Below are 6,000 nucleotides of genomic sequence, written 5' to 3'. Positions count from 1 at the left end.
CAGCTTGTAGCGACGCTGCCATTTCATCAACGTTGTTTTGTTGATCTCATACTTCTTAGTCGCAGCTAAAAAACCAATTTCCCCATTTGACACTTCTTCGAGAATCGTAAGTTTCTCTAGTGCATTATATTTTCCTTTAGCCATGAAAAAGCTCCCCTTACAGTAATCAGGTTTTATTATTTCACCTGTCTACTGTAGGGGGAGCATATCAACCGAGAGTACCTCGGATTAGACTGCTCTTTCTGGTTTGCGGGGGTTATTTCGCGAAGGTATCCAATACCTGCGCAAGCGGGGCGATAATGCGGTAGGAGCCGCGAAGCGGGACGTAGCCAAGCTGGCGATTGATGTGAAGGATAGGCTCGTTCAGCGAATCATTGTCCGTCCGGATATAGGCAGCGCGGCGGAGCTTCGCAAGCTGTATCGCCTTAATCTTTAGGCCAAGCGCGATCTTCTTGCCGCGATACGCTCTGCTGACACCGGTATATTCATGGTACATCCCGTTCGTATGCGGGTTGTGCAAAACGTTTGTAATGCCGACGAAATCATCGCCGTCCGCAGCGATAATGACTTGCTCTGGCGCAAAGCCATCCACCATCAAATTCCATTTGCGCCATTCTCCAAACTCCGGCACATCACCCATGAAGCCGGGAATATCCACTAGCGTTTCCTTGTAGATCGCATAAAGCTTTTGCTCGCTCTCCTCGCCCGGCTCCTCGGCCAGCGTAAGAAAGCGCAGTCCTGCTAGCTCAGGCATAGCTGGAATACTCAGCTGTGACTCGCCTTCATCGCTGCCTAGCTGCAGAAGCGATTGAAACGCGTGACGTTCGATAACGAAGGCATGCCGCTTTGCAAAACGTTGCGCTGATTCGTTGTCATCCCATACTTCCGTAACGAGCGTAGTTGCGCCGATCTTTTGAGCCCATTGCGAAACATGGTGAAGGAGCAGCTTTCCTATCCCGCGATTGCGGTACGCCTCATCTACAACGAGTGTGTTGCACAGATAACCCGGCTCTGTCCATGGCGCTCTCCAAGACCATGCGTAACCTACCATCTCTCCTGATTCCGTGACCGCAACCTGGCGCTCCCGATCGTATCCGGCAAGCAGCCCGTTCTCATCCATCCAGGTGTGCCCGACCTCATAGAGCTTCTGGTCAGCCTCAAGCAGATTCTCAGCTGTAGTCGGTTCCGACCAGACTTGATTCAATAATTCCGCTAACCGCTCGTAATCATTCGGCAGCTGCAGCGGACGAAGCGTAATGGACATCGTTGTTGCCTCGCTTTCGCTTTCATTTGATCAACCTTATAGTCTGATTATCACACGGGACGAAGGGGCATCGAAAGGGAGAGTTTGGCTATAATCAAAAAGGCTGTGCCATCGCGAATGACGATGGCACAGCCTTTATTGGTGAATTTGCTGGGATTGCTGATGATCAGCCAACCGCATTGTAAGTCATGATCCAGACGGAGCCTGCGACGATCGTCATTAGGATGACGAGGCCGAATATAAGCGCCATAAGGTTGAAGCGCGGCTTCTCTTCATCGCGGATGTGCATGAAGAAGATGAGCTGAACAGCGAACTGTAGAATCGCCATGATCAGAATAAGCACGGTTGTAGCCGTTTTGCCTAGAAGATCATTCATTACAACAACGAGCGGAATGATCGTCAGAATGATGGAGAATAGAAAACCGATGACATAAGACTTCATCGACCCGCCGTGGGAGCCGTGCGCATCCTGCGCATGCGTGTTATGCTTTTCCACCCTACATCACCCCCATCAAGTAAACAATCGTGAATACGAAGATCCATACGACGTCCAAGAAATGCCAGTACAAGCTGATAATGTTTACTTTACGCTTGGTAACCGGTGTAATGCCGCGGCGGCTTAGCTGAAGAATCAGCGCAACCATCCAGACAAGACCTAACGAAACGTGAAGTCCATGCGTGCCGACCAGAACGAAGAATGCCGACCAATAGGCGCTTGTTCCGATCGTAGCGCCCTCATGCACCAAGTGCATGAACTCATTCACCTCTAAAAAGACGAACGATGCGCCAAGCACTGCTGTAATCGCGAGCCAGAGGATCAAGCCGCGCTTGTTCCCCTTGTTCATTTCAAGAACGGCTATACCGCTCGTGAAGCTGCTCGTTAGGAGAATGAACGTCGAAATGATGATTCCGTTCATTTCGAGCAATTCCGCGCCTGTCGGTCCGCCGTCTGTGTTCAGACGAAGGACGACATAGGTAGCGAATAAAGTACCGAATAAAATAACGTCGGTTATTAGAAACAGCCAGAAGCCAAACAGCTTCATCGATTCTTGATCGTGATGGTCATCATGGTGACCGCCGCCGTGACCGGCACCGTGTCCGCCATGTGCTCCTGCCGGAGTGGAAACTGCATGTGCCATTATTTTGTCCCCCTTAACGCTGCTTCCGTGCGCTCAATCTCATCTACCGGAATGTAGTAATCGGTATTGTAGGAGAACGAACGAACAAGCATACATATGGCTACGCCGATTAGACCCGGTATCGCCATCCACAGCCAATCCCATACGAACCCGAAGCCTGCTGTAAACCAGCATAGCGACATGATGAACGGGATGCCCGAATTTTTAGGCATATGAATCGGCTCAAGCGGAGCGAGAGGTTTGGCAGGCTGCCCATTGGCAATGCGCTGCTTCTCTTCCCACCACTCGTCCTGGCTCGTAACCTGCGGCAAGCGAGCAAAGTTATAAAGCGGTGCAGGCGATGGAATCGACCATTCCAGCGTACGGCCATCCCATGCATCGCCGTCTTTTTCTTTCTTGAAGAACTTGATGCTGTGCGCGATTTGCCATACTTGGAAAATAAACGCAATACCCATTAAGAAGGCACCTACAGTCGATACAACGTTCAGCGGCTGCCAACCCATATCGAAGTCGTATGCGTTGAAGCGGCGTGTCATACCCATCAAGCCAAGCGCGTATTGCGGCATGAAACAAACGTAGAAGCCGATGTTCCAGAACCAGAACGCCCATTTGCCGAGTCCCTCGTGCAAGCGGAAGCCGAACATTTTTGGCCACCAGTAGTAAAGGCCTGCGAAATAACCGAACACGACACCACCGATAAGCACCTGATGGAAATGCGCGATCAGGAAGTAACTGTTATGGAACTGGAAGTCAGCCGGTGCAACCGATAGGAGTACCCCGGTCATCCCGCCGACGACAAAGCACGGTATGAACGCAACCGTCCACATCATCGGAGTCGTAAACTTGATTCGGCCGCGATACATCGTAAACAGCCAGTTGAATATTTTGACCCCGGTCGGTATGGCGATAAGCATCGTCGTTAAAGCAAAGAATGCGTTGACGTTTGCGCCGGAGCCCATGGTAAAGAAGTGATGCGCCCAAGTGAAGAAAGAGAAGAAGCTGATCGACATAAGGGCGAATACCATCGATTTGTAGCCAAAGAGCTTTTTCTTCGAAAATGCCGAGACGATCTCGGAGAAAATACCGAACGCCGGCAATATGACGATATATACTTCGGGATGTCCCCACATCCAAATGAGGTTGATATACATCATCGGATTGCCGCCGCCGTCGAGCGTAAAGAAATGCGCGCCGAGATAACGGTCAATGAATAGAAGGAACAGCGTAACGGTCAAAATCGGGAATGCGAACATAATGGTAATACAAGACGAGAGAACCGACCATACGAACATCGGCATTTGCATAAGCTTCATGCCTGGCGCACGCATTTTTAAGATCGTGACGACAAAGTTAATACCGGTTGCCAAGGAGCCGATACCTGAAATCTGAATACCCCAGATATAGAAGTCCTGCCCAAGACCCGGACTACCCGACAGCTCAGAGAGCGGCGGATATGCAAGCCAGCCTGCATCAGGCGAGCCGCCGATAATAAAGGAAACGTTGAACAGCATCGCTCCAAAGAAGAACATCCAGAAGCTTAGGGAGTTCAGGAACGGAAACGCTACGTCGCGCGCTCCGATTTGCAGCGGAACGACGATATTGAATAGACCGAACATAAGCGGCATCGCCATAAATAAAATCATGATTACGCCATGCGTCGTGAATATCTGGTTATAATGCTCCGGGACTAGAAATTCCAGCTCCGGTGCGGCAAGCTGAACCCGCATAAGCAGCGCATCGACGCCGCCGCGGAACAGCATGAGAATGGAGGCGATAATGTACATGATACCGATCTTTTTATGATCGACGCTCGTCAGCCATTCCGTCCAAAGCCAGCGCCATTTTTTGAAAAAGGTAAGAACGAATATGATTGCGACAATCGATAATCCGATCGACACTTGAGCCCCTAGAATAAGCGGATCGCCAGTAACGAAAAATTCGGATGCGAAGTCTTTAATTTTGTCTAACATTTGGGGTCCTCCTAAAAGTTTGTGGAACAAACTCGCTTCAAAAGCATTCGCTTGTTACTGGTTTAATGACCCGCGTGGCCGCTATGTGCGTTAGCGTTATTGCTGCTAGCGTCCGTATCCGCCGGGGCTTTCTCTTCACTAGCAGCTGCCGGAGCTTTCGCTGCTTCAGCGCCATGATGCTGATGAGCGCCACCGTCGCCGTTTATATACTGCCTTACGACTTTGTTAAACAAACCTTCTGGGAAGCTGGAGAAAAGCTGCACGTCGGACGAGCCTGGTTCAGTCAGCTTCTCAAAGCCCTCCATCGTAAGTGCAGGGGATGATGCTTTCACTTCACTAATCCATGCTTTGTAATCTTCCTCCGAGGTAGCATCTACCTTAAAGGTCATTTTCGCAAAATCTTTACCCGTAAAGTTTGCGCCGGAGCCATAGTAGCTGCCTTGTTCATCCGCTTGGAGGAATAGGGTCATGGCCATGCCGGACATGGAGTAAATTTGTCCGCCGAGCTGCGGAACCCAGAAGGAGTTCATCGCCGTGTCGGACGTGACTTGGAACTTAATCGGCACATCTTCCGGTATCTTAATGTAGTTGACCGTCGCGATATCCTCATCCGGATATTTGAACAGCCATTTCCAATCGAGCGATGTGACTTGAATCGTTATCGGCGCCTTAGCCGATTCAATCGGTTTGGAAGGCTCAAGCGCATACGTGTATTTAACCGTAACGATTGCAAGGACTAGGATCGCTACAATCGGAATGCTCCACCACGTAATTTCTAGCTTCGTGCTATGCTCCCAATTGGGTTTATAGGAAGCCTTGCTGCCTGGTTTGTCGCGGTACCGCCAGACGATAACGGCTGTCAGGATAAGCACAGGCACGATGATAACCGCACACAAAATGGTTGAAAAATAAATCAAGTCTTTTTGAGACTCGCCGATTGGCCCTTTCGGATCGAGCACAATGTACTGCTCGCCGCAGCCGGAAAGCATAACGGCCATTAACATAATAAGTACGGGTGTCAGCATACGAAGATACGGTCTCATCATCAGTTCAACTCCTCAAAATTACTGCTTACGACTACAATAGCAGATCCGCAAGGGAATAACTGCGGGGTTAACAATTACGTCAAGAATTCGTCTTTTTTCTGTAATAGAAAGTTCACTGCTTAGACAACTGTTACATTTAGGAGCATGATCTGCGCGAGCCCATCTACCTATGATTACCCACACTCATGCATTTTGTCTCATGCAAAAACAAATAAACAGCCCCATCTGGTCATCGACCAAATCGGACTGTCTATTTGCTCCGCTAGATGCGGACATTATTTGCGGTTATGATCGTTCAAATCATTCGACGGTTGTTCTTGATTCAGGCGAGCATGGACGAGTCCAATCGCTGTGCCGATGACATAAATATGAACGCTGCCGATTAGAAACCCGATGCCGACCATAAGTCCGACATTTTGATCGCTGAAGTGGCTTAAGTTAATTACGCTGAGCAGAACGCCAATGGATAGTACAACCCATGCAATTGCAGTCATCGCCTTGACAAGGCGCTTGACATCCGACTTTGAAGGCTGAACATGGCTAATTGTTGCTGTTTTCGTTGTCATATTGAACACTCCCGT

At 49.6% G+C, this 6,000-nt stretch carries 6 protein-coding genes; all 6 read right to left on the bottom strand.

All coding sequences use genetic code 11. The features are described from left to right. Positions 1–256: 256 nt before the first annotated feature. The 6 genes from ADU23_RS08160 to ADU23_RS08135 all read right to left on the bottom strand — a co-directional run bounded on the left by ADU23_RS08160 (position 257) and on the right by ADU23_RS08135 (position 5,985). A complete protein-coding gene (locus tag ADU23_RS08160; RefSeq protein ID WP_053373283.1) occupies positions 257–1,264 on the bottom strand; it encodes a GNAT family N-acetyltransferase in 1,008 nt (335 codons plus the stop codon). A gap of 166 nt (positions 1,265–1,430) precedes the next feature. Then, the gene (gene cyoD / locus ADU23_RS08155) at positions 1,431–1,760 is read right to left on the bottom strand and encodes a cytochrome o ubiquinol oxidase subunit IV (RefSeq protein WP_053373282.1); all 330 of its coding nucleotides are present in this window, start codon (positions 1,758–1,760) and stop codon (positions 1,431–1,433) included. A gap of 1 nt (position 1,761) precedes the next feature. Beyond that, on the bottom strand, positions 1,762–2,403 hold the full coding sequence (gene cyoC, locus ADU23_RS08150) for a cytochrome o ubiquinol oxidase subunit III (RefSeq protein ID WP_053373281.1): 642 nt from the start codon (positions 2,401–2,403) through the stop codon (positions 1,762–1,764). Continuing rightward, entirely contained in the window at positions 2,403–4,373 is a 1,971-nt protein-coding gene (locus ADU23_RS08145; protein ID WP_053373280.1) for a cbb3-type cytochrome c oxidase subunit I, read from the bottom strand. Before ADU23_RS08145 ends, cyoC begins: the two co-directional genes overlap by 1 nt. Positions 4,374–4,435: 62 nt before the next feature. After that, complete coding sequence (gene cyoA / locus ADU23_RS08140) at positions 4,436–5,416, bottom strand: ubiquinol oxidase subunit II (RefSeq protein ID WP_063846166.1); 981 nt, start codon at positions 5,414–5,416, stop codon at positions 4,436–4,438. Positions 5,417–5,694: 278 nt separating this feature from the next. After that, positions 5,695–5,985 (bottom strand): hypothetical protein, encoded by a 291-nt coding sequence (locus ADU23_RS08135; RefSeq protein WP_053373278.1) that lies wholly within the window; start codon positions 5,983–5,985, stop codon positions 5,695–5,697. Positions 5,986–6,000 lie beyond the last annotated feature (15 nt).

The organism is Paenibacillus sp. FJAT-27812 (assembly GCF_001273905.1).
Classification (GTDB): Bacteria; Bacillota; Bacilli; order Paenibacillales; family Paenibacillaceae; genus Pristimantibacillus.
The sequence above is the reverse complement of the archived record's forward strand: the minus strand, read 5'-3'. Positions and strand labels throughout refer to the sequence as shown.